The 20694-nt window shown below is 68.4% G+C and carries 21 protein-coding genes; 13 read left to right on the forward strand and 8 right to left on the reverse strand.

Going from position 1 to position 20694, the window contains the following annotated elements; translation table 11 throughout:
* Positions 1–31: 31 nt before the first annotated feature.
* Entirely contained in the window at positions 32–868 is an 837-nt protein-coding gene (locus ACWEIJ_RS42135; RefSeq protein WP_449842903.1) for a 3'-5' exonuclease, read from the forward strand.
* On the forward strand, positions 865–1368 hold the full coding sequence (locus tag ACWEIJ_RS42140) for a hypothetical protein (RefSeq protein WP_449842904.1): 504 nt from the start codon (positions 865–867) through the stop codon (positions 1366–1368). Before ACWEIJ_RS42135 ends, ACWEIJ_RS42140 begins: the two co-directional genes overlap by 4 nt.
* On the opposite strand, the gene ACWEIJ_RS42145 is transcribed toward ACWEIJ_RS42140, so the two are convergent.
* Genes ACWEIJ_RS42145 through ACWEIJ_RS42155 form a run of 3 tightly spaced genes read right to left on the reverse strand, consistent with a single transcriptional unit; the run spans position 1352 to position 7597 of the window.
* Entirely contained in the window at positions 1352–5134 is a 3783-nt protein-coding gene (locus tag ACWEIJ_RS42145) for an SbcC/MukB-like Walker B domain-containing protein (protein WP_449842905.1), read from the reverse strand. The two genes, ACWEIJ_RS42140 and ACWEIJ_RS42145, sit on opposite strands and share 17 nt — an antisense overlap.
* The gene (locus ACWEIJ_RS42150; RefSeq protein WP_449842906.1) at positions 5127–6206 is read right to left on the reverse strand and encodes a TIGR02678 family protein; all 1080 of its coding nucleotides are present in this window, start codon (positions 6204–6206) and stop codon (positions 5127–5129) included. The genes ACWEIJ_RS42145 and ACWEIJ_RS42150 overlap by 8 nt, the downstream gene beginning before the upstream one ends.
* On the reverse strand, positions 6203–7597 hold the full coding sequence (locus ACWEIJ_RS42155; protein ID WP_449842907.1) for a TIGR02677 family protein: 1395 nt from the start codon (positions 7595–7597) through the stop codon (positions 6203–6205). Before ACWEIJ_RS42155 ends, ACWEIJ_RS42150 begins: the two co-directional genes overlap by 4 nt.
* Positions 7598–7753: 156 nt before the next feature.
* Here ACWEIJ_RS42155 and ACWEIJ_RS42160 point away from each other — a divergent pair, with 156 nt between their 5' ends.
* Genes ACWEIJ_RS42160 through ACWEIJ_RS42170 form a run of 3 tightly spaced genes read left to right on the forward strand, consistent with a single transcriptional unit; the run spans position 7754 to position 9652 of the window.
* Positions 7754–8971: an amidase domain-containing protein gene (locus ACWEIJ_RS42160; protein ID WP_449842908.1), complete on the forward strand. Its 1218-nt coding sequence runs from the start codon at positions 7754–7756 to the stop codon at positions 8969–8971.
* A gap of 1 nt (position 8972) precedes the next feature.
* Positions 8973–9281, forward strand: coding sequence for a hypothetical protein (locus ACWEIJ_RS42165; protein WP_449842909.1), 309 nt, complete (start codon positions 8973–8975; stop codon positions 9279–9281).
* Positions 9278–9652: a hypothetical protein gene (locus ACWEIJ_RS42170; protein ID WP_449842910.1), complete on the forward strand. Its 375-nt coding sequence runs from the start codon at positions 9278–9280 to the stop codon at positions 9650–9652. Before ACWEIJ_RS42165 ends, ACWEIJ_RS42170 begins: the two co-directional genes overlap by 4 nt.
* Positions 9653–9745: 93 nt before the next feature.
* Here the strand turns inward: ACWEIJ_RS42170 and ACWEIJ_RS42175 are convergent, their stop codons facing one another.
* The 5 genes from ACWEIJ_RS42175 to ACWEIJ_RS42195 form a co-directional block, all read right to left on the reverse strand.
* Positions 9746–9940, reverse strand: a complete 195-nt coding sequence (locus tag ACWEIJ_RS42175; protein WP_449842911.1) for a hypothetical protein — start codon at positions 9938–9940, stop codon at positions 9746–9748.
* Positions 9941–10167: 227 nt separating this feature from the next.
* Positions 10168–10950 (reverse strand): ESX secretion-associated protein EspG, encoded by a 783-nt coding sequence (locus tag ACWEIJ_RS42180; protein ID WP_449842912.1) that lies wholly within the window; start codon positions 10948–10950, stop codon positions 10168–10170.
* A complete protein-coding gene (locus ACWEIJ_RS42185) occupies positions 10947–12143 on the reverse strand; it encodes a PPE domain-containing protein (RefSeq protein ID WP_449842913.1) in 1197 nt (398 codons plus the stop codon). Before ACWEIJ_RS42185 ends, ACWEIJ_RS42180 begins: the two co-directional genes overlap by 4 nt.
* A 3-nt stretch (positions 12144–12146) precedes the next feature.
* On the reverse strand, positions 12147–12722 hold the full coding sequence (locus tag ACWEIJ_RS42190) for a DUF3558 domain-containing protein (RefSeq protein WP_449842914.1): 576 nt from the start codon (positions 12720–12722) through the stop codon (positions 12147–12149).
* Between the two features lie 5 nt (positions 12723–12727).
* Complete coding sequence (locus tag ACWEIJ_RS42195) at positions 12728–13033, reverse strand: PE family protein (RefSeq protein WP_449842974.1); 306 nt, start codon at positions 13031–13033, stop codon at positions 12728–12730.
* Between the two features lie 535 nt (positions 13034–13568).
* Here ACWEIJ_RS42195 and ACWEIJ_RS42200 point away from each other — a divergent pair.
* The 8 genes from ACWEIJ_RS42200 to ACWEIJ_RS42235 all read left to right on the forward strand — a co-directional run bounded on the left by ACWEIJ_RS42200 (position 13569) and on the right by ACWEIJ_RS42235 (position 20677).
* Positions 13569–13835 carry a hypothetical protein gene (locus tag ACWEIJ_RS42200; RefSeq protein ID WP_449842915.1) on the forward strand — a complete coding sequence of 89 codons (267 nt, stop codon included), beginning with the start codon at positions 13569–13571 and terminating at the stop codon, positions 13833–13835.
* Positions 13836–13845: 10 nt separating this feature from the next.
* Entirely contained in the window at positions 13846–14613 is a 768-nt protein-coding gene (locus tag ACWEIJ_RS42205) for a hypothetical protein (protein WP_449842916.1), read from the forward strand.
* Positions 14610–15320: a hypothetical protein gene (locus ACWEIJ_RS42210; protein ID WP_449842917.1), complete on the forward strand. Its 711-nt coding sequence runs from the start codon at positions 14610–14612 to the stop codon at positions 15318–15320. Before ACWEIJ_RS42205 ends, ACWEIJ_RS42210 begins: the two co-directional genes overlap by 4 nt.
* Entirely contained in the window at positions 15317–15883 is a 567-nt protein-coding gene (locus ACWEIJ_RS42215) for a hypothetical protein (RefSeq protein ID WP_449842918.1), read from the forward strand. The genes ACWEIJ_RS42210 and ACWEIJ_RS42215 overlap by 4 nt, the downstream gene beginning before the upstream one ends.
* Positions 15884–15983: 100 nt before the next feature.
* The gene (locus tag ACWEIJ_RS42220; protein ID WP_449842919.1) at positions 15984–16595 is read left to right on the forward strand and encodes a hypothetical protein; all 612 of its coding nucleotides are present in this window, start codon (positions 15984–15986) and stop codon (positions 16593–16595) included.
* 115 nt (positions 16596–16710) lie between these two features.
* Positions 16711–18030, forward strand: coding sequence for a purine-cytosine permease family protein (locus ACWEIJ_RS42225; protein WP_449842920.1), 1320 nt, complete (start codon positions 16711–16713; stop codon positions 18028–18030).
* A 15-nt stretch (positions 18031–18045) separates the two neighbouring features.
* Positions 18046–19617, forward strand: coding sequence for a hydantoinase/oxoprolinase N-terminal domain-containing protein (locus tag ACWEIJ_RS42230; protein ID WP_449842921.1), 1572 nt, complete (start codon positions 18046–18048; stop codon positions 19615–19617).
* Entirely contained in the window at positions 19610–20677 is a 1068-nt protein-coding gene (locus tag ACWEIJ_RS42235; RefSeq protein ID WP_449842922.1) for a DUF917 domain-containing protein, read from the forward strand. Before ACWEIJ_RS42230 ends, ACWEIJ_RS42235 begins: the two co-directional genes overlap by 8 nt.
* Positions 20678–20694: the final 17 nt, after the last annotated feature.

Here is a 20694-nt window from a genome sequence, read left to right on the forward strand (position 1 = left end):
GGAAGGCACGGGTCCGAACGACAGCCCCGGCATGAGCAACGGGTACGCGGTCGTCGACGTCGAAACCACCGGGCTCTCACCCGGTCACCACCACCGGGTGATCGAGGTCGCCGTCGTGCACGTGGACGCGTCCGGCCGCCGCACCGACGAGTGGTGCACGTTGGTCGACCCTCGGCGAGACCTCGGCGCACAGCACGTGCACGGCATCAGCACCGCAGACATCCGCCGCGCGCCGGAGTTCGCCGGCATCGCGGGCGAGCTCGCGGCGCGGCTGTCCGGCCGGGTGCTGGTGGCGCACAACCTGTCGTTCGACCTGCGGTTCCTCACCGCCGAGTTCGGCCGGCTGGGGTACGGGTTCTCCGCCTCGGGACTGTGCACGATGGAGCTGGCGGGCCGGTTCCTCGGCGCGTCGTCGCGTTCGCTCGGCGGCGTGCATTCCGCGTTGCGCAACGCACGGGCGTCCGCGCGCCTGCTGGTGCGGTGCCTGGACCGGATCGGTGAGGTCGCGCCGGTGCAGTTCGACGTGCCACGGCAGGTGAACACCTATGCCGCGCAACGCCGTCATGCTCATGCACGGGAGCAGCACTTCCTGGCGAAGCTCGTGCCGTTGCTGCCGCGGGCGGGGACGATGCGGGAGGACGCGTACCTCGACGTGCTGGACCGGGCGGTGCTCGACGGGCGGTTCCCGTTCGACGAGCTGCTCGACGTGGCGCGCGGTCTCGGGCTGGGCATGCCGGACGTGATGGAGCTGCACCGCGGCTACTTCGCGGCGCTGGCGGAGGTCGCCGACGAGGACGACCTCCGGTTGGTCGCGTCGCTGCTCGGCGTGGACGTGGCGCTGCCGGAGCTCACCGGGGGACGGCGATGAGCGACGTGCCGCGGGTGGCCGAGCTGATCCGGGAGCGCAACCGCGTCGATGCCGCGCTGTCCGCCTGCATCCGGCGTCCCGCGCTGCCGGGACACCTCGGTGACTGGATCGCGGCCCAGATCTTCGGGATCGAGCTGGACCAGCACGCGGCCAAGGGCGTCGACGGGCGGTTCGCGGACGGCACGACCGTGAACATCAGGTGGTACCTGAGCCGGGACAACCTGCTGGACCTGCGCGAGGACGGGCCGGACCGCTACCTCGTGCTGACCGGCCCGAGGGTCGCCGCCGACGTGCGGCCGATGGTCGTCGACGCCGTGCACCTCTTCGACTCCGCGGCCGTGGTCGCGGATCTACGGGCACGTGGCCTGAAGATCGGCATAGCGTCGAGTGTGCGCGCACAGCTGTGGGAGGCCGCGGAGATCTATCCGCGGCACAACCCGGCGTTCCCTCTCGACGACGAGCAGCGCGACCTCCTGGCCTTGTTCAGTCATCGCCCTTGAGGCTGTGACCGTCCCACGTGAAGCGCACGGTCGTGACGGCGTCGTCTCCGTCGGTCCCGGTGGTGAGCTGGTGGATCGCGATACCGGTCAGCTCCTGGTAGTCGCACCACTCGTGGTCCGAGGTGAGCACCAGGTCCAGGTCGAACGCGACGAGCAGCTCCAGCAGCTGGCCGCGGTTGGTCGCGTCGACGCCCACGAAGACCTCGTCCAGCAGGATCAGGCGGGGTGCGGTGGGGGTGGCGTGGTAGTGGGCGGCGGCCGCGGCGAACAACGGCAGGTGCAGCACGATGGCCTTCTCACCGCCGGACAACGCGCCGTGGACGCGTTTGGTGACAGGCACCCAGCCCTCGCCGCGGTCCACCTTCACGACGAACTGGTGCCACGTCGTGTAGTCCAGCACCTGAGCGAGTTGTTGTTCCCAGCCCGTTGCGGTGTCGTGTGCGCGTGCCTCTTCCACGCGCTCGCGGAAGAACTGGTGCAGCACAGCGCGTTCCGCGGCATCGAGGTCCGAGCGCAGCAGGAGGTCGCGGGCTTCTCGGGTGCCCAGCGGTAGCTGCGGGTCCACCTGCCAGTCGAGCTGCACGCGGATGTTGGACGCGGTCTGGACTCGCGCCAGGTGCTGGTTCATCGTCTCGACGAGCTCGGACGCACCCTGGATGCGTTGGGCGATGTGCCTTCTGGTGTCACCGGTGAGCGTCTGGTCGAACAGGTCCCGTTCGCCGTCGGTGATGTGTGTGCGCATGCGTTCGTGTTCGGCCCGAAGGGCTTGAAGCAACGCGTGCGCACCCATGCGCGCGCCGTCCACCGTTGCGCTGAGGATCGTGACGTCGTCGTCGAGGTCCAGCGACAGGTCGATCCGGCCCGCCAGTTGTTGCTGGGCCTGATGCACGGCACGGCTCAGGCGGGACTCGGCGTCGCGGATCAGCGCCGGGTCGACGGGACCGTCGGGCACCTCACCGGCGTCGGTGGGCAGATGACCGCTGGTCAGGTGGCGGTGCCGGGCCTCGGCGGCGTCCCGCAGCGCCGTGGCCTCCGCGGCACGTGCGGTGTCGGTCTTGCGCTTCTCCTCCAACGTGCCGAGGGTGCGCGCCAGCGAGGTTTGCTTGTCCTGCAACATTTCGCGTTGCTCGGCCAGTTCGAGAGCCTTGGTGCGCAACGAGATGAGCTGCTGGTCGAGGGCGTGGAACTCGGAGCCCGCCGAGCGCTCGACGGTTTCCAGGGTGATGGCGAGGTCGGCGGCCTCCTGCTGACGGGCGGACGCGGCTTCCTCCGCCTCGTCGGCCAGTGCGTTGCTCACCGACGACCGGTTCAGCGCTTCGGCGGCAAGTGCTTCGGCGGCCAACGCGTCGTGACGGTCGTCGAGCCAAAGGTGGCCCGCGGTGCGGAACGCGGCCACAGCGTCCAAGTCCACCGTCACGTCGTTGTTGACGAGACGCTGTGCCTCGGCCACGGCGGCGTCCGCTTCGGACACCCGGCGCGCGGCGGCGGCGACGGCGTCTTTCCGTGCCGCACAACGCAACTGTGCCTTGGTCCGCTGCTCCTCGGCGATCTCCACCGGGTCGGTCGAGGGCTGCCTCGCCAGCTCACCGGTCAGCGTCGCACGGCGGACGGCGATCTGGGACAGCGCGGCGTCCACCCCGGCCAGGTCGGTGGCGAGCTGCTCGATCAGGCCGGTGAGCTCGGCGATCCGGCCGGCCCGTGCGCGTTGGCGGGAGCTGGTGCCGATGTAGGCGGGGGCCGGTTTGGTCCAGCGGCCGTGCGAGTTGGCCAGGCGCCACGTGCCGTCAGCGCCGATGGCCGCCGTGTGGCCCGTTGCCGTCTCACCGAACGCGATGCCTTCCAACAACCGATAGGCGCGTTCGTCGTCGGTGGCGAGCACTTCGAGCAGGGTCCGGCCGGGCGCCGGGCCGGCCAGCAGCGGCTCGGCGAAGCGGTCCCGATCGGAGAGCCCGAACGAGTTGCCGGGCGTGAGCCACGCGTCCAGCAGCCCCGACGCTTCGAGGGCGGCCTCGACGGCCGCGCACACGTCGGGTGGCGTGCCAGGACGGAAGTCAACGAGCCGCCACAAAGGTGCGCCCACGGCAGATGAGCGGTACTCCGTGTCACGCGTGTACGGCGCGGGCGGCGGCACATCGACCTGGTTGGCGAGCTTCTCGCGGATGGCGTTGTACTGCGCGAGCTGGCCGTTCAACGCCGTGCGCGTCTCGTGGAGGCGTGCCTCGATGGCACTGAACTCCTCGCGGGCGAGCGCGGCGGCCTCCACCACCTCGGAGTGTTCGGACACGCGCAGCTCGGTGCAGCCGTGCGCCCACGTCTCGAACTCGGCGCCGAACCGCGCAAACGCTTGCTCGAAAGCCTGCTGCGCCGCGGTCTCCGCCTCCACGGCGAGATCGAGTTCTTCGCGCGTCTCGTCGAGCCGTTGGCGTGCGGCGTCCCGTGCGTCGACCGCCCGTTCGTGCGCGGCGACGGCACGCATGACCGCGTTGATCTCGGCGGACTGGGTGTCCACGGCGGCGCTGAGCAGCTGACGGCCCGCCCGCGCGTCGGTGTCCGCGTCGATCTCCTCGAACACCGACGGCATGCCCGCGCGCTCTGCCGCTTCCTTGGCCTCCGAAGCAGAATGCCGCACCGCATCGGCGCGTGCGGCGGCATCGGCCTTGGCCTGCGCGGCCTGCTCGTCGTCCGCAACGGCTCGTGCGCGCAGTTTCGCGGCGTGCGCGGCAGCTTCGGACGCCCGTTGCACCGCGGCGGAGTGGTGTTGCCGCAACAGGTCGAGCTGCTTGCCCTCCTGGTACGCGGGCAGGTCCGAGATCCCGGCGATCTCGGCGTCGACCGCGCTCGCCTCCCGGCCCAGCGCGGCCAGCTGCTCGAAGGCCTCGTCGGCCAGCGTGACCTGGCGCTGGAAACGCCGTTCGCTCATCCGCGCCGCACGCGTCATGTCTTCGAGGTGCTCAGAAGACGACGACAACGCCCATGCGGACGCGCCGAGCACACGTTGCGCATAGGTCCGTTGGATGTCCGCGAGCCGTTCGGCCGTGACGATCTCCTCGTCGAGCCGCCGCAACTCCTCGCGTTGCCGGTCGAGGCGTTCGAAACCCTCGGCGATCTCGGTGAGGTCCGACTGGTCCAGCGGCGGAAGTGCCTTGGACAGCAACGAGGACAGCACGCTCGGATCGAGCCGTTCGGACAGCTTCGGCGTGCGCAGCTGCAGCAGTGCGGTGATCAACGAGTCGTACCGCTGCTCGGTCACGCCGGGGAAGAGCGTCGTGCGCACCGTGTGGCGGTAGTCAGCCGGTGAGGCGTGCACGACGCCGTACTCACCTATCGCCGCGATGAGATCCGTGGTGGTCAACGGACGTCCGGACTCGCTGACGAGCGCGAGATCCCCGACGCGCTGGCTGGTGGTGAAGTACGTGGCGCCGACGTTCGACGTGTTCGTGGTGGCCTGAAGGCGCGCACCGCACGTGAACCACTCGTCGCCGTGCTGGAACTCCAGCCACACGTAACCGACGCGGGTGCTGCCCTGGTTGCCCTCGCCCATGAGGTTCCAGTGCATGGTGCGGTCCGCGCTGCCGAACGTCGACAGGCGGTGCGGGCGCAGGTTCGCGTCGAAGAGGTACGGCAGCAGCAGTTCGAGCGCTTTCGACTTGCCCGTGCCGTTGGGACCCCTGAGCAGCAGCCTGCCCTGGTGGAACGTGAAGATCTCGTCGTAGTAGCGCCAGATGTTGATGATCCCGGCGCGGCTGGGTTGCCACCGGTCAGTCATGCAGCTCCTCGTACCTGGCTGCGGCGGGCAGCCTGCGAACGGTGCCGTTCTCGGTGCGCGCGAGCCCGAACGCCTCCAGCAGCGCGAGCCCGTCCGCCGCGAGCCGTCCCGCGCCACCGTCCGACTGGTAGGCCTTGGCCCAGTTGCGGAACTTCGTGAGCAGCTCGCGTGTCTCCTCGACGAGGTCTTCCGTCGTTGCCGGACCTCGTGCCAACCGGTCGAGCAACAACAACGCGGCGATCTTCGCGTGGCTGTCGTCGTCCGGAAACCTCGTGTCCGTGGCGATCGCGTCGGGATCGACCACGAGAAAACCCTCGGCGCGTTCCTCCAGCGTGCACCCGGCGAGCCCGACGCCCGTCTGGACGATCTTGCGCCCGGACGGGGACGCCAGGAAGGCGAGCTGACTCGCGGTCAGGTCGTCGCGGTACACCACGGGGTCGTCGATGAGCCTGCGCATGACGGAGTGCCGTTGCCACAGACTGCGGTGCGCGCTCTCGTACCGAGCCTCGTGCGTGAGGTCCTCGACGCGGTCCACAGTGGACGCCGACACCGGCGCCGCCAGCAGCCGGGTGATGATCACGGGATCGGCGCGGAGGTGCGTCTCGACGCCTTCGACGGCGCCGTGCTGGTCGAGGAAGACCAGCACGTCCGCGAGCGCGAACCGGTCGGCGCGCCGGTTCGGGTCGAACGGCGGCAGGTCCTCCAGCGCGGCCGCCCGCTGCACCCGTTCCGCCAGCGCGTCCACGGTGATCGTCGGCGTGCTCAGCAACTCCGCGCACGTGAGGCACAACAGCACGTACCGCCGCCGGTCGAAACCGGGCGCGGGCCGCGTGCGGTCGGGCCGCTGAGTCGTCTTGACCAGTCGCGCGTACCCGGCACGCGGTTCGACGTGCACCTTCCAGCCGCAGTAGTAGTCGAACCACTTCACGATCGGTTCGCGCCGCCGCCGGACGAGGTCGAACCCGTCGGGGTCGTGCACGGCGGCGAGCAGCGGCCGGGCGAGCAGCAACCGGACGCCACGCGCCACCTCCTCGCTCTCCAGCCGGGCGAGCTGGTTCCCGATCCGGCTCATCGACTCTGCACGTCGATCACGTAGTCGGGTCCGTTGAAGGTGCCCTTCCGGGTGGTGATGGTGGCCCAGCCGCGGGCGTTGCGCAGGTTGATCAGCATCCGCCCGTCGGTCGTGCCGGCCGTGCGCGTGCCGGTGCTGTCCGGGTCGCTGCCGAGCGCCCGGCCGACCAGGTCGATCAGCCGGTGGAACGTGTCGTGGTCGAGCTCCTTGAGGGTGGAGATCCGCACGGGCCCGTCGGTCTGGATCTGCCGCCACGCGTGTTCGAGCTCCTCGCGCTCCCGCTGCGCCTGCCGGCGGCGGTTGCGCCGGACCTCGTCGACGTCGCGGACCTTGCCCGTGCTGCCGATGTGCTCCTGCTTGCCGGTGGCGCGCAGGTGAGGCGAAAGGGGCACCGGCGGCGTGTTGTGCCACGGCTCGGCGCTCGGGATCAGCTCGCCGTCGGCGTGTGCGAGGTGGGCGTGCCGCGCGGACCACAGCCCGAACGCGGCGTTGAACAGCTCGTGCGCCTCGTCCTCGGTGCCCGTCCGCGCGAACCACCTGGCCAGCGCCCTGAAGTCGGCCGCGGTGTTGGTCGGGCGCCTGCGCTGCTCGCTGATCCGGTCGAGCACCCGGAGCAGCTGGACGATCGCCTTCCGCGCCACGTCCTGCAGCTCGTCGGCCTTCGACGGCGTGTCGTGGAACCACGCCTTGAGGCGGTCCCAGTTCTTCGCGCGCTCCTCAAGCCAATGCTCGTCCTTCAGCAGGTCAGCCCCGTTGCGCGCGCGTTCGTGCAGGTTGGCGTCCATCTTGCCGATGGCGTCCCGGATGCGCTGCTTGCGCGCGTCCAGGTCGCTGATGAAGTCACGCAGGTACGTGATCGTCGTGCGCTTGACGTCCTGGAACGTGGCGAGGTCGTGCTCTTCGCGCAGAAGCCGCTGCAAGTCCGCGTTGAACCGCGTGGTGTTGGTGGTCAACGTCTGCACATGGCCTTCGAGCTCCATCAACGCCGTGAACGTGCGCCGGTCGTCGGTGGTCTGCAGCTCATCAAGACGGTCCGCGATCGCGTCGAGCACGGCGGTCTGCAACGCCCCGCTCCCGGCCAGCGTCTCCAGCGCGTGCTGCACGCCGGCGAACGCCGCCTCGCCCAGTTTCGTCAGCCCGTACCGCTGCTGCGCGCTGTCGAGCAACCCCCACTTGCGGAGCTTGGTCAGCGAGCCCGTCAGCTCCTCGTCCGTCACCTGTTCGGCCCAGCCTGCGTCCCGGAGCCGTTGCTGCACGTCATCGAGGCTCAGCGAGGTCTCCAGGCGCGCGTTCGCCAGGCCGAACACGCGCAGCACCGCGGTGTGCAGCTCGGCGTCGGCGGTCGTGGTGAAGCGGAACAGGTCCGCGGGCACCCCGGGAGACTTCGTCACGTGGCCCACCGTAGCTGGTCGCTGTAGCACGTTCGGGTGACACGACGGTCCGCGCGGCGATGACCCAGGTCAAGTTGGCAATCGTGGGACACGGACACGGCATTGCTCTATGTTCATGCCTGACCACGGAGAGTGAACGGGGGTGGCATGGTCAGCATGATCCAACTGCGCGATGCCAAGTGGGGGCCTTGGGAGACCGCGGCGAAGGGGTGGCGCAACTTCGCCGATCAGGCGGTTTACGCGGGCAAGGACATCCGCGGTCAGGGCAAGAACAAGCTTGACGAGCACTGGAAGGACGAAGTCGGCGAGGCGGCCGGCAAGGTGCTGGGCGACCTGGCCACCGAGTACGACTGCGCTTCCGATCTCATGCGCAGCACCGCCATGATCCTGGAAGGTCTCGCCGAGGCGATCGAGATCGCCCAGCGGGAGCTGGCGGCTGCGTTCGAGATGGCCCGGCGGCACAACCTGCAGGTGAGGGACGACGGCTCCGTCGGGCCGTACGACCATCCGGACTCCCAGGGCGACAACGGGTACACCGAGGCGATGGAGAACAAGCCTCGGGTGGAACGCATGATCCGTGATGCGGTCGAGGCCGCGACCCAGGCCGACGATCTCGCCGCCGAGCAGCTGAGCCTGCTCGCGGCCGGCACGTCGATCACAGACACCAAGAAGGCGCTGGACGAGTACCAGGCCGTGGCGTCGCAGGCGGAGATCACGATGCTGCACTTCTCGTTGCCGCACGGCCAGGACGCCGAGACCGTCGCCGCCTGGTGGAACTCGCTCAGCGATGGGCAACGCCGTGAGCTCGAACTGGCGGTGCCAGTCGAGCTCGCCGACCTCAACGGCGTGCCCGAGGACGTCAAGGAGCGGTTGCGCGGTCCTGGCCCCCTCAACCGCGTCGAGATGGTCCGGTTCAGCCTCGAGCACTGGAACGACACCAGCATCGACAAGTACGACAACAACTGCACGCAGTTCGCATCCGTGGCGATGGCGCACGCCGGCATGGAGGAGAACAGCGACTGGACCGACGACTCGATCTGGAAGCTCGGCAGGCCGACGCACAGCTGGGCGGGCGCCAACCAACTGCACGACTACCTCGTCACCGAGACGCGCAGTCACGAGGTACCGCTGCAGGAGGCCCGGCCCGGCGATCTGATCTTCCTGAAGCAGGAGGGCGAGAGCAGCGACCCGAAGACTGGGGACATCCACCACACGGCTGTGGTCACTTCGGTGACACCTGACGGAGTCATCCACTACACCCAGCACTCCGACAACAAGGTGAACCTCAGCCTGCAGGGGCGGGAGCGCCACATCGAGCAGGGGCTCGGTGAACAGCAGTTCATCGTCGTTCGCGTCGATCCCGCGGAGAAGTGACATGTCGATCAACATCAACCCGGAGGCTGTGCACGAAGCCGCGAAGGGCGTCGACGACGCGGTCGCCAGCGCGCTGGACGACGTGAAGAACTGCCTCGCGCCCAGTGCCGACGCGGCTTCGGCCAATCCCGGGTGGCGCTCGGCGGCTGCGCTTGTGGCATGTCGCCAGACGTGGTCGGATCACCTGAACGACGTGGTGAAGCGGACCGGAGAGGCCGCCGAGAAGTTGAGAGCCTCCGCGAAGGACTACCAGGATGCGGAGCGACGGATCGTCGAGGCGCTTGAAGACGTTCGCTGGGAGTCCGAATGACGACCACTGAGCGCAAGGCCACGCAGTGGCGCTGGTTGGCGCTCGCTCTCGCACTCGGGGGAGTTTCGGTGTGGCTGGCGTCCGCCGCGCGCGACACCGTGACGTCGTTCCACCAGCGAACCGCGCACCTCTGCGACGGCACGATTCCGTTGCCGGCGACTGCGTTCGTGCTCACCTGGTTCGGCGTCCTGACGGCAGTCGGTGCTCTGGCAGCAGCGCTGATCCTGTTGATGCGCCGCCGGCACCTGACGGGTTTGATCCTCGGCTGCGTGTTGACGGTCGTCGGAGGACTGGTCCTGCTCTCGGCAGGCTGGACCACCTTGGACATCTACGCGGACGCCGCGCCTGTGTCGCGTGTGTGCGGAGGTTGAATCGTTGGCCCGTCGGTCGGAGCAGTTACCGCCGTGCTTTGAGACCGCGATCATCTGTCACCTTGAACGCGGGTCGAAGCCGAGCCGCTGACGTTAGGCAGCGATGATCCGCTGTTCTGCAGGAACCGCCTCGTCTCGTGTCACGTCGACCGACTGGTGCAACGAAGCATCGATCGCACGAGCGGCAGCTTCCTTGGCGACGCTCTTGCGAGCGTACTCGTCGAACAACCGTTGCTTCTTCTCGATGATCTCGCGCATGCGTTCGCCGACGGAGTTCTTGGCCAGCAAGCGGTGCACGTGCACCTTCCTGGCCTGGGCTACCGCCTGAACCCCGACGCTGCACCGTATGCACACGCGCTCATCGACGCGTAAGTCCTAACCGGACGGTGAATTCCCGAAAGGCAATGCCTGTGCCCGAAGACAAACCGATCAAGAACATGACCATGGCCGAACTCCTGGCCAACCAGGTCGACCAGGAGCCGATCGAGCAGGCCCAGCACACCGAAGAGGACTGATCAGCTGGTGCGGCTGAGCAGTTCGGTCACGGCGTGGGTGAGCCGTCCGTGGTCGGCCGGGGCGAGCGTGGACCATTCGCGTCCGTCGCCTGAGGCGCGGCGGGTGAACTGCCAGCGGCCGTCCGGGGTGTCGTAGAACGACACGGCGTACGGTCCGCGGCGTCGTGGGCCGAGTCCACCGTGCCGCCGCTCGCGGCAGGCCGCGCCGAACTGTCCCATGCGCACCACGTTGCCGAGTACTGACGCGACCAGGTGGGCGTCTGGCTGCGGAATCCGGGCGTCGGCGAGCAGATTCTCCATGCGGCTGGAGGACTCGCCGGCCCGAGCGGCGGCGTGGTCGAGCACCTCGGCCGGGAGGCTGACGGACCGGGCTCGCGGTGTTGCGTGCTCTGGCAGTAACGACACCACCGACCGGGCCAGTGCGGTCTCGTCGATCTCGCGCAGGGTGAGCTCGTCCGCGGTGAGCACCGCGAGTACCGCGTACCGGCCGACGCCCGCGGCGAGTGCGCGGACCCGTGGCCCGCTGGGATCAAGCCGTAGCCGGGCGTCGACCTCCCGTTCGGGGCGGGCCAGCACGCGCATCCATCCGGCCAGCGCGCCGTCCATTTCGCCGCGGTCGGTGTAGCCCTTGTCCTCCAACGATTCCCACGCTTCGCGGTGCAGCGTCCTGCGCTCGTCGAGCAGGTCGCCGTGGCTGTTGATGGCCAGGATGGTGGGGAACTCGCCGAGGCCGAGACGTTCCCAGCACAGGTCGAACTCCAGCCGGGACAACCGGTATCTCACTGCTGGTCTTCTCCGATCACCGGCGGCGCCACCGCCGGGATGGTGCCCTCGCCCCACACGTCGTCCAGTTCTTCCAGGTACGGCGCGGACTTGTGCTCCTTGTCCTCCTCGTCCTGGCCACGCTGTTGCGCACCGGCCACGCCCGCGCCCGGCGTTCCGGTCGCGCCTCGCGCGCCTGACGCACCCTGCCCGCCGCGGCCCGCCTGCGCCGCCTCACCGAGAGCGCCGACCCCGGCCGCTGGACCACGGCCCAGCTGACCGGCCATTCCGCTGCCGAACCGCGGCGTGCTCGCGCCGGAGCTGCCGCGCGGGCTGGTGCCTCCGGCTGGAGTCGCGCCCGGCGGTCGCATCGTGGGTGGTACGGGGCCGCTGATCGGCGGCTGCGGGTTCGGCGTGTGCTGCGGGCCAGGCGATGGCGTCGGGCGCGGCACCGTGTCAGTGGACGGCTGGTAGGCCGAGGTTCCTGTTATGTCGTCCTCACCCTGCAACACCAGCGGCGCGTCGCTCTGCTGCTGTTGTCGGGACTGCGTCAGCTGCTCGCCGGTCGACGTGGTGCGTTGTTGCGAGCTCCACTGTTGTGCGTACTGCGTCTGTGGGTTCGACGGCTGTTGGATCGGCGTCTCGGCAACCTGAGTGGTCACCTGCGGTGGCGGTACGAACGTGCCGATGCTCGTCACCGACGACGCGGCACCGTCCCGGTATGTCTTCATCACTCGCACGGCCTCGCGCTTGGCCTCGTTGGCCTCCTGCTCCTCGATGTCCTGGTCGGTCTGTCCGCCGAGAAGATGCGTCATCCCCGCCGGAATGCCCAAGAAGTCGTCGTTCGCCGTCGAGGACACCTGCACCGGCGGCGGCATCCCGTTCTTCGCGCCGTGGTAGAACGACTGCTGGGCCTGCATCGAACGGTGCGTCTGCACCCCTGCCGCGCGAGCGTCTTCGGCGAACTGGGCCAGCGGCGCCATCGCACCGGAGAACGCCTCCCCGGCCGTCCCTGCCCAGTGCACGCCCGCGTCCCGGTAGGCCGCCTCGATCTCGGCTTTCGCGTTCCCCATCACCGCACGGAAGCCGTTCCACGCGTCTTCCACGGTCTGGGCGAAGGATGCGCCGTCGTCGGCGTGAATCTTGTCGTACAGCTCCTGATGCGACTTCGCGTCGAAGTTGTAGTCGCCGAGCACCGCAACTCCCCCTCTCAAGCCCTACTTCACCAAGTTCTGCATGGCTGCCTCGGCCAGCTGCCGCGCCCCGTCGCACGGCATCGGAAACCGGTCCCTGAAACTCGGGCTGACCGAGAAGGTCGCCAGCAGGTACTGGCCGTCAGCCACGTCGACCATCACGTCACAACGATCTTGGTCAGACGGAATGGTGACGGAGATCGCGGGAAATGCCGCGATCGGTGCCGTTTTCTCCGCTTGCCCGGTGCGCTTGCCGCCGGTCCAGACGTCGATGCCCTCGCTCGTGACCGGGGCGAGCCGGCTGTCGGCGCCCGTGACGGTCCATGAGCAATCCTTGGCGTTGAACGCGGGTGCGTTCCCCGGACGCCCAGGTCGATCGATCTTGAGCGACGGCAACTGCTCCGTCGTGAGCAATTGGCAGGGATCCTTGCCGTCGAGCTTGATCTCCTGAGGGCGAGCAGACGATGGCTTGGCAGATGTCGATTCCGCGGTCGGAGTTGTGCTACCCGGGGTAGCGGTTCCTTCCCTGGAGTCAGTGCAAGCCGTGACGAACGCAAGCGCGGTGACGCCGGCGAAGACGGCGGACGCAGATCGTCGCATCTGGCTCAGACACCCCTGTTCTGCTGCTGCATCGCGGTGGTGTTGACCTCCTCGGCCAGGTGGTAGGTCTTGGCGATCTGGCCCAGTTGTTCGATCGTGAGACTGAGCTGGTCGACGAACTGCGTGGCCACGGCAAGAGCGGTGTCGGCGTTCTTCACGAAGATCCTGGCAGCGTCGACGGACACCTCGTCCCGGGCCAGCGGTCTTGCCCGCAGGTTGTCGCCCTCTGACCTCAGGAAGTGCTGAACGTTGTCGCGGACCGCCTCGAGGTGAGCTTTGAGCCCCAGCACTTTGCCGGGATCGACGCGCATGGTCACCGGCCCTCCAGCGGATGGCCTGTCACTTCCCCCGTCCGGCTTGGCCGCGTAGAACGGCATCGAGTTCCTCCCCTGAACTTGGATGCACGTGCTCAGCGCTGTGCACGGAGCGAAGCCGGGGCGTCGCGCTGCGTGCTACCACTCTCTTTGGCATCTAACGACCACCACGCGGCGTAGTCAATGTTTCGACACGAAGGTGAATACATAGACACCAAGTGGTCATTCATGGAGGTCCTCCAAATGCGTACCGGCGCGGTGGTGGCGGCCTTTCATGCCACGTCAGGCGGCCTCGGTCTCGCTTACTCCTTCCAATGGGGGGTCTTCTGCTCCTGGTGCGTGTCGCGGCTGCTCGGCTTTTGCGCCCGTGCCAGCCGTCACTCCGTGCTACCGTAACTTTTCGCAATCATGCGAGCGCGGATTGTCATGCCAGTGAGGTTGGGAGGGGCTCGTGGCTGGCTATCAGGTGGTCACCGCGGTAGTTCGCAAGGAGGCTGCGAAGTGGGACGAGTTCGCCGATGAAATAGGCCCTGTGCGTGATGCGATCGCCTCGATGACGTTGGAGCCGCTGGCCTTCTTCGTGCTGGACGCGATCACGTTCGCCACGATTCCGCTGAGGCTTCCGACACCTCCGGAGGAGCTGGCGCGCTCGTACGAGGACATGCGCTCATTCGTCGAGAAGCTGCTCGGTGAGGCGCAAACCGAGTTCGCCGAAATCGCCAGGGCGCTTGTCAAGATCGCTGACACGTACGAGCAGGCCGAGGCCGTCGTCGAGCTCGAACTCGACAGCGTCTACTGAGGACAGTGGGGTGACCATGACCAGTGCGGACTCGTCGTACCCAGCGTTGATCCAGGCACTCGAGGAAGCGTTCAAACTGGCTTACGACGCGGTGAAACTCCTCATCGACAACTTCAACAAGGGTATTCACAACGTCAACACCAACCCGCTCATCTACTTGGCGCCGGACATCTTCGGAAAACTGGAGCGGGGCGTGAACACCCTGCGGGACTGGGTGGACAAGTTCGCGAAGGCGACAGAGCAGTTCTTCGAGCATCAGGCTCCCGTCATCGCACTGATCAAAGCAAGCTTCAACTGGCTCACCCAGATGCAGAAGCCGGTATCGGACATCGCCTCGCGAGTAGGTGACTTCGAGCAGAACAAGAACTACGGCGAGTGGACCGGCAAGGCCGCCACCTACTACAGCGTGCAGGTGGTCGCGCGGCAGCAGAAGGCGCTCGACGCGCTGAGCCCGAAAGCGGAAGCGATCAGCAAGTGGCTCACCCAGGTGGCACAAGCGAACATCAAGTTCCTCAACACCTATGCCGCTCGGATCGGTGATATCGCCTCCAGCGCGGTTGCAGCTCTCATCTCCGCCGGCACGATCATCGGCGCGCTGGAGGCGATCGGCGACGCTGCGGAGGTGTGCGGGAAGTTGGTCGACAGCGCTGTCACCGTGTTCGGCGACAGTGTGGAGTACTACAGCCAGGCGATCAGCTTCATGCGTGATGCGGTGAGCACGCGCAGCAGCACCGGAGCGTTCCCCAGGGACGCGTGGCCGCAGGCGGTGAGCTCATGACCGACTTGAGCGCGTTGGCTGACGAGCTGCGCAACATGGAGCTGGCCGAGGTGCGGCTGCCGCGGATTCCCCTCGGTCCGCAGCGACCGTCGCCGGAGCTGCCCGCAGGGCCCGCTGACGAGTACACGGCGGCCGATGCCTCGCGGTCGTTGCGGGTGACCGTTGATCCCGAGGGCAAGGTGCTGCGTTTCGACCTGGCCGGGTCCTGGCTCTCGCGGCTGCCCGCCACCGAATTCGGGTCGGCGTTGATGGCGGCTTATCAGCACGCGTTGGGGATCGCCGCTGCCGTCGAACGTCAGGCGCGGCGCAACCGGCCGGTGCAGGAAGTGCCGGTCAGCTTCAAGAGCTGGTCCGGTGCTGAGGACCTGGAGACGTTCCTGGCGAAGACCAGGGCCGAGCAGGTCGCGATCGGCCAGAAGTTGAGTGAGGCCAGGGAGAGCGCGGCCAGGGTGTCGTACGACGTGACCGAGCTGCGCAGCCCCTACGGGTTCGTGACGCTGCAGTTGCGCACCGGCGCGCTGGTCGGTTTGACGGCGAACACCGACGCGATCTCCCAGGCGAACCCCGGTCAGGTGCAGCAGGACCTGTGGGAGGTGTTCGGCGACGCGGGCCTCCGGTCGAACCGTGCCTCGGTGCCGACGCGCAGACGGCCGCACGTTGAGGAGGATCCGGAAGAAGACCTGTGGAAAGGGCTGGGAGGCAGGTGAACCGGTCAGTGAAGATCGTGGGCGTGCTGCTGCTCGCGCTGAGTGCGGGCGCGTGCGGAGGCACGAACGTGCGGCCGATCGAGCAGCCGACGTTCACCACGCCGACCACCCCCGCGGCCGCCAAGTACAAGGCGGTGCCGACCTGCAAGCAGATCGAGCAGAAGGTGCGGGGGTTGCCGAAGTTCCGATCGGGCAACGAGCATCCGTCGCCGTTCGTGGACATGTTCACCGGGTGCGAGTTCCAGAACATTCCCGATTTCCCGCGTATCGGGCTGGAGATCTCGGTGTGGCGCGATGAGCCGGGCAGAGCGAAGGCGCGTGAGTGGTTCGACGACTCCACGGATCCGGTTGACGACGGGCCCGCCGACGTGGGTGTTGGCGAACAGGCCAAATGGCAGAACGCCAAGGACAACGACAGCTGTTACCTGGTCATCCTCGACGCCAACGCCGTGTTGTTGCTCGACAACAAGCCGTCCGACAAGACGAATCCGAGGTCGGAGGCGTGCCGAGGCAGGTTGAAGGAACTGGCCGGGGCGTTCTACGCCGCGGTCCAGCCGAGCTGACCCCACGATGGGGTGATCCGCGTGGTGGCGTGGATCAACAAAGGCGTTGCGTTGCGCCGATCGGGCTAATCTCCCGCGCGTGCGGACGAGGCTGACCCCCATGCAGCAGGCGGTGGTGGACGCCGGGCGGCCGTTGCCGCAGCTCACCGATCCGCTGGAGGTCGAGCTCCAGGTCAGTGCGTTCGTGGGGCCGTTCGCCGACAACGAGGCGTTGTGGGAGGTCGTGGTTCAGCACCTGCGGGAGGTGCCGAGCCGGCGCAGTGCGGCGCTGCTCACGGCGCTCGCGCACCTGCTGCCGGGCAGGCCTGGGCAGTGGGCCCGGGAGGCGGCCGAGGAGCAGCGCGAGCCGCGGTGGGATCTTGCGCAGTTGCGGTTCGGGGAGTGCTGGATCGGGGACCGGTCGATCGACGCGGGATATCTGGCACTGCTGTGCAGTTATGCGTATGGCGATGAGCCGCACGCCATGGTTTTCATGATCGATGAAATCAGCGGGAGCCTCACTCGGCACGCGTTCCTGACGCGGCGGGTGGAAGAGGCGCTCGATCGGTTGCGGAACCAGATGCGGTTGGAGTTGATCAGTGCGGAGGCGGCGCACTGGCTGCTCAGCCGCAGCTACGACCGGTTCGAGCGGCGGCCTGGGCTGGGTGCGAGCATCGACGTGCACCGCACTCGGCTGGTGGCGCGGCGGCGGATTGGGCTGGCGATGAATTAGGTGGCCTGTGCGAATCGCAACGTGATGATTCGTCCGACAGTGCACATTGTCTGTAGCTCGATGGTGAGTCGGCGATTACTGTCCGGGTTGTCGATCACGGAGCGGAGGGACGAGAGTGGCCGCTCTTCTCGGGCATGACGATCAGGCCCTCACCCGTGTCCCCGACCAGGCGCGGCACCCGTGGTTGTCGGTCGCGACCCAGCGCTTCGGGCAGACGACCGCGCTGAGCCAGTTGCTGCTGGGCGCGACGCTCGGCTTCGGCATGACGTTCTGGGACGCGTTCCTCGCGCTCACCATCGGGGCCGTGGTGCTCAACACCGTGGCGGTCACGGTCGGGGTGATCGGGCAGCGCGAGGGGCTCTCCACGGCCATTCTGACCAGGTGGACCGGGTTCGGGCACGCCGGGAGCGCGATGCTCGGGCTGATCATCGCGCTGTCCGCCACCGGGTGGTTCGGAGTGCAGACGGGGCTGGCCGGCGCCACGCTCGCGGACGTTGCAGGGGTGCTGCCGGCGCCCGTGTGGTCGTTGCTCTTCGGCATCGTCGTCACGGTCATCGCCGCGTATGGCGTGCGGTGGATGGCGTGGACGGCGTACGTGGCGGTGCCGGCGTTTCTCGTGCTCCTCGGCTGGCTCGTGCTGACGAACGTCCGCGACATCCCCGCCGCGCTCAGCAGCCCGGCGCCGGGCGCGCCCATCGGCATGCTCACCGCGGTGACGCTGGTGACCGGCAGTTTCATCGTCGGGGCCGCCATCGCGCCGGACATGACGCGCTTCAACCGCAACGAGTGGGACGTCGTCAAGCAGACGGTCCTCGGCATCACGCTGGGCGAGTGGGTGATCAGCCTGGCCGGCGTGATCATCGCGCACGGGCTGGGCACCACGGACATCATGGGCGTCATCAGCCGGTCGAGCGGGTGGATCGGGGCGCTGGTCGTGGTCACGGCCGTGTTGAAGATCAACGACTGGAACCTCTACTCGGCCTCGCTCGGGCTGGTGAACTTCTTCGACGCCGTGTTCGCGGTGCGGATCAGCCGGGCGCAGGTGACCGTCATGGTCGGGTGCGCGGGCAGCTTCCTCGCGGCCGCCGGGATCGTGAGCCAGTTCAGCCACTTCCTGGTGCTGCTGGGCGTGGTGTTCCCGCCCGTCACCGGGATCATGATCGCCGAGTACTACGTCGTGCGGCGCTGGCGCAAGGAGATCATCTCGACTCGGCCGCGCGTACCGAGATCGGCGCCCTCGTGGGTGCCCGCCACCGTGGTCATCTGGCCGGCCGCCGCCGGCATCGGTGAGCTGCTGCCTTTCGGTCAGTCCAGTGTGAACTCGCTCGTCCTCGCGTTCGTCCTCTACGTCTCAGCAGGCAGATTCGACCTGCTTCGCATGAGGACTCGGAGGGCCACCAACCGTAAGGTGGTCGGGGAAGCGTCGGCCGCCTGAGGGGTGGTTTCGCACATGCACATCGGTATCGACGTCGGCGGCACGAACACCGATGCCGTTCTCGTTGAGGGACGGCGGGTCCTCGCCGAGTGCAAGACGACGACCACGGCCGACGTGACGAGCGGCATCGTCAAGGCGGTCGACGGTCTGCACGCCGTCCACGCGTTCGACCCGGTGGCGATCAACGCGGTCATGATCGGTACGACGCACTTCGTCAACGCCATCGTCGAGGGCAGGGGACTCGCCCAGACGGCGGCGGTGCGGCTCGGACTTCCCGCCACCAAAGCACTTCCGCCGTTCGTCGACTGGCCGCAGCGGTTGCGGCAGGTCATCGGCGGGCACGCCTACCTCTGCCACGGCGGCCACGAGTACGACGGCCGGGTCATCTCGCCGCTCAACGAGGACGAGCTGCGCGGCGTCGCCACGGACATCGCCGCGAAGGGCGTGCGGTCGGTCGCCATCTCGTCGGTGTTCTCGTTGGTCAACGGCGACTTCGAGCGCCAGGCCGCGGAGATCCTCACCGCCGAGGTGCCGGACCTGCTCGTCAGCTTCTCCCACGAGATCGGGCGGCTCGGCCTGCTGGAGCGGGAGAACGCGACGATCATCAACGCGGCCCTGCGCGAGCTGGCCGAGCAGATCGCCGACGGGCTCACCGAATCGCTGACGGCACAGGGCATCCACGCCCCGCTGTACCTGAGCCAGAACGACGGCACGCTGATGGACCTCGAGTACGCGCGCTGCTACCCGGTCGCCACGTTCTCGTCCGGTCCCACGAACTCCATGCGCGGCGGGGCCTTCCTGTCCGGACTGGACGAGTGCGCGGTGATCGACATCGGCGGTACGACGACCGACGTCGGCATGCTGAACAAGGGTTTCCCGCGCGAGGCCTCGTCCGAGGTGACGATCAGCGGGGTGCGCACGAACTTCCGCATGCCCGACGTGCTGAGCGTGGGTCTCGGCGGCGGCAGCGTCGTGCGGGGACAGCCGCAGGGCGTCGAGATCGGACCGGACAGCGTCGGGTTCCGGTTGTCGCAGCAGGCTTTGGTGTTCGGCGGCGACACGCTGACCGCCACGGACGTCGCGGTCGCGGCCGGGCTGGCCGACATCGGCGACCGCGCGCTCGTCAAGCACCTCGACCGGTCGCTCGTCAGCGCGGTGCTCGACCAGGTCTGCGAACGCATCGCCACGCAGGTGGACCGCATGCGCACCTGCCCGGCACCGTTGCCCGTCGTGCTCGTCGGCGGTGGCAGCGTGCTGGTGCCCGACGAGGTCGAGGGCATCAGCGAGCTGGTCAGGCCGCCGCACCACGCGTTCGCCAACGCCATCGGTGCCGCGATCGCACAGGTCGGCGGTGAGGTCGACCGGGTCTTCACGATCGACCCGAGCCGGCGCGAGGAGGTGCTCGACTCGGCCAGGCAGGAGGCGGTGGACAAGGCGGTGGCGGCGGGCGCACGGGCCGACAGCGTGCGGATCGTCGAGGTCGAGGAGATCCCGTTGGCGTACCTGCCCGGCAACGCGAGCAGGGTGCGCGCGAGAGCCGTGGGGGATCTCGTGCTGGACGACGCCCCGAGGAGGGCACGTGCGTGAGATCGGAGCGAACGAGCTGAGACACATCGCCCGCGGTGCCGCGATCCTCGGCACCGGTGGCGGTGGCGACCCGTACATCGGCAGGCTGGTCGCGGAACAGGCGGTGCTGGAGTACGGGCCGGTGCTCGCGGCCGAACTGCACGAGGTGCCCGACGACGCGGTGGTCGCGGGCATCGGCATGATCGGCGCTCCGACCGTGATGATCGAGAAGCTGCCCGCCGGTGAGGAGGCGGTCACGGCTTTCCTGACGCTGCAACGGGAAATCGGCCGCCCGATCACGCACGTGCTGCCGATCGAGGTGGGCGGGATGAACTCGCTCGCGCCGTTCCCGGTGGCCGCGTCACTCGGCCTGCCGGTGCTCGACGCGGACTGCATGGGCCGTGCGTTCCCCATGGTGCAGATGGTCGTCTGCACGCTCGACGGCGTGCTGGCCAAGCCGCTCGCCATCGCGGACGAGAAGGGCAACTCGATCGTCCTGGACGTCCGCGACAACCACTGGGCCGAACGGCTCGCGCGCTCGGCCACGATCGGCATGGGCTGCACGGCGTTGATGAGCAGCTTTCCCATGTCCGGCAAGCAGGCCCGCGACATCACCATCCCCGGCACGCTCACCCTCGCGTCCCGGCTGGGGCGGCTGGTGGAGGAGGCGCGGCGCGACCGCCAGGACCCGTGCGCGGCCATCGCGTCGTTCCTCGGCGGCCGGGTGTTGTTCACCGGCAAGGTCGTCGACGTCATGCGCGCCACCGATCCCGGGTTCGCCAAGGGAGAGGCGTGGCTGGAGGGCCTGGCCGCGTACGACGGCGGGAACTGCCGGCTGGCGTTCCAGAACGAGCACCTCGTCGCGTCCAGGGACGGCGAGGTCGTCGCCTCGGTGCCGGACCTGATCTGCGTGCTCGACGCCGAAGGCGAACCGGTGCCGGCCGAGCGGTTGCGCTACGGGCAGCGGGTCTCGGTCGTCGGGGCGCCCTGCCACCCGCGCTGGCGGACGCCGGAAGGACTCGCGCTGGTCGGGCCGTCGGCTTTCGGCTACTCGCACGACTACACACCGCTCGGGGCGTGACACTTCCACTACAGTCC

The sequence above is a fragment of the Lentzea sp. NPDC004789 genome (assembly GCF_053601075.1).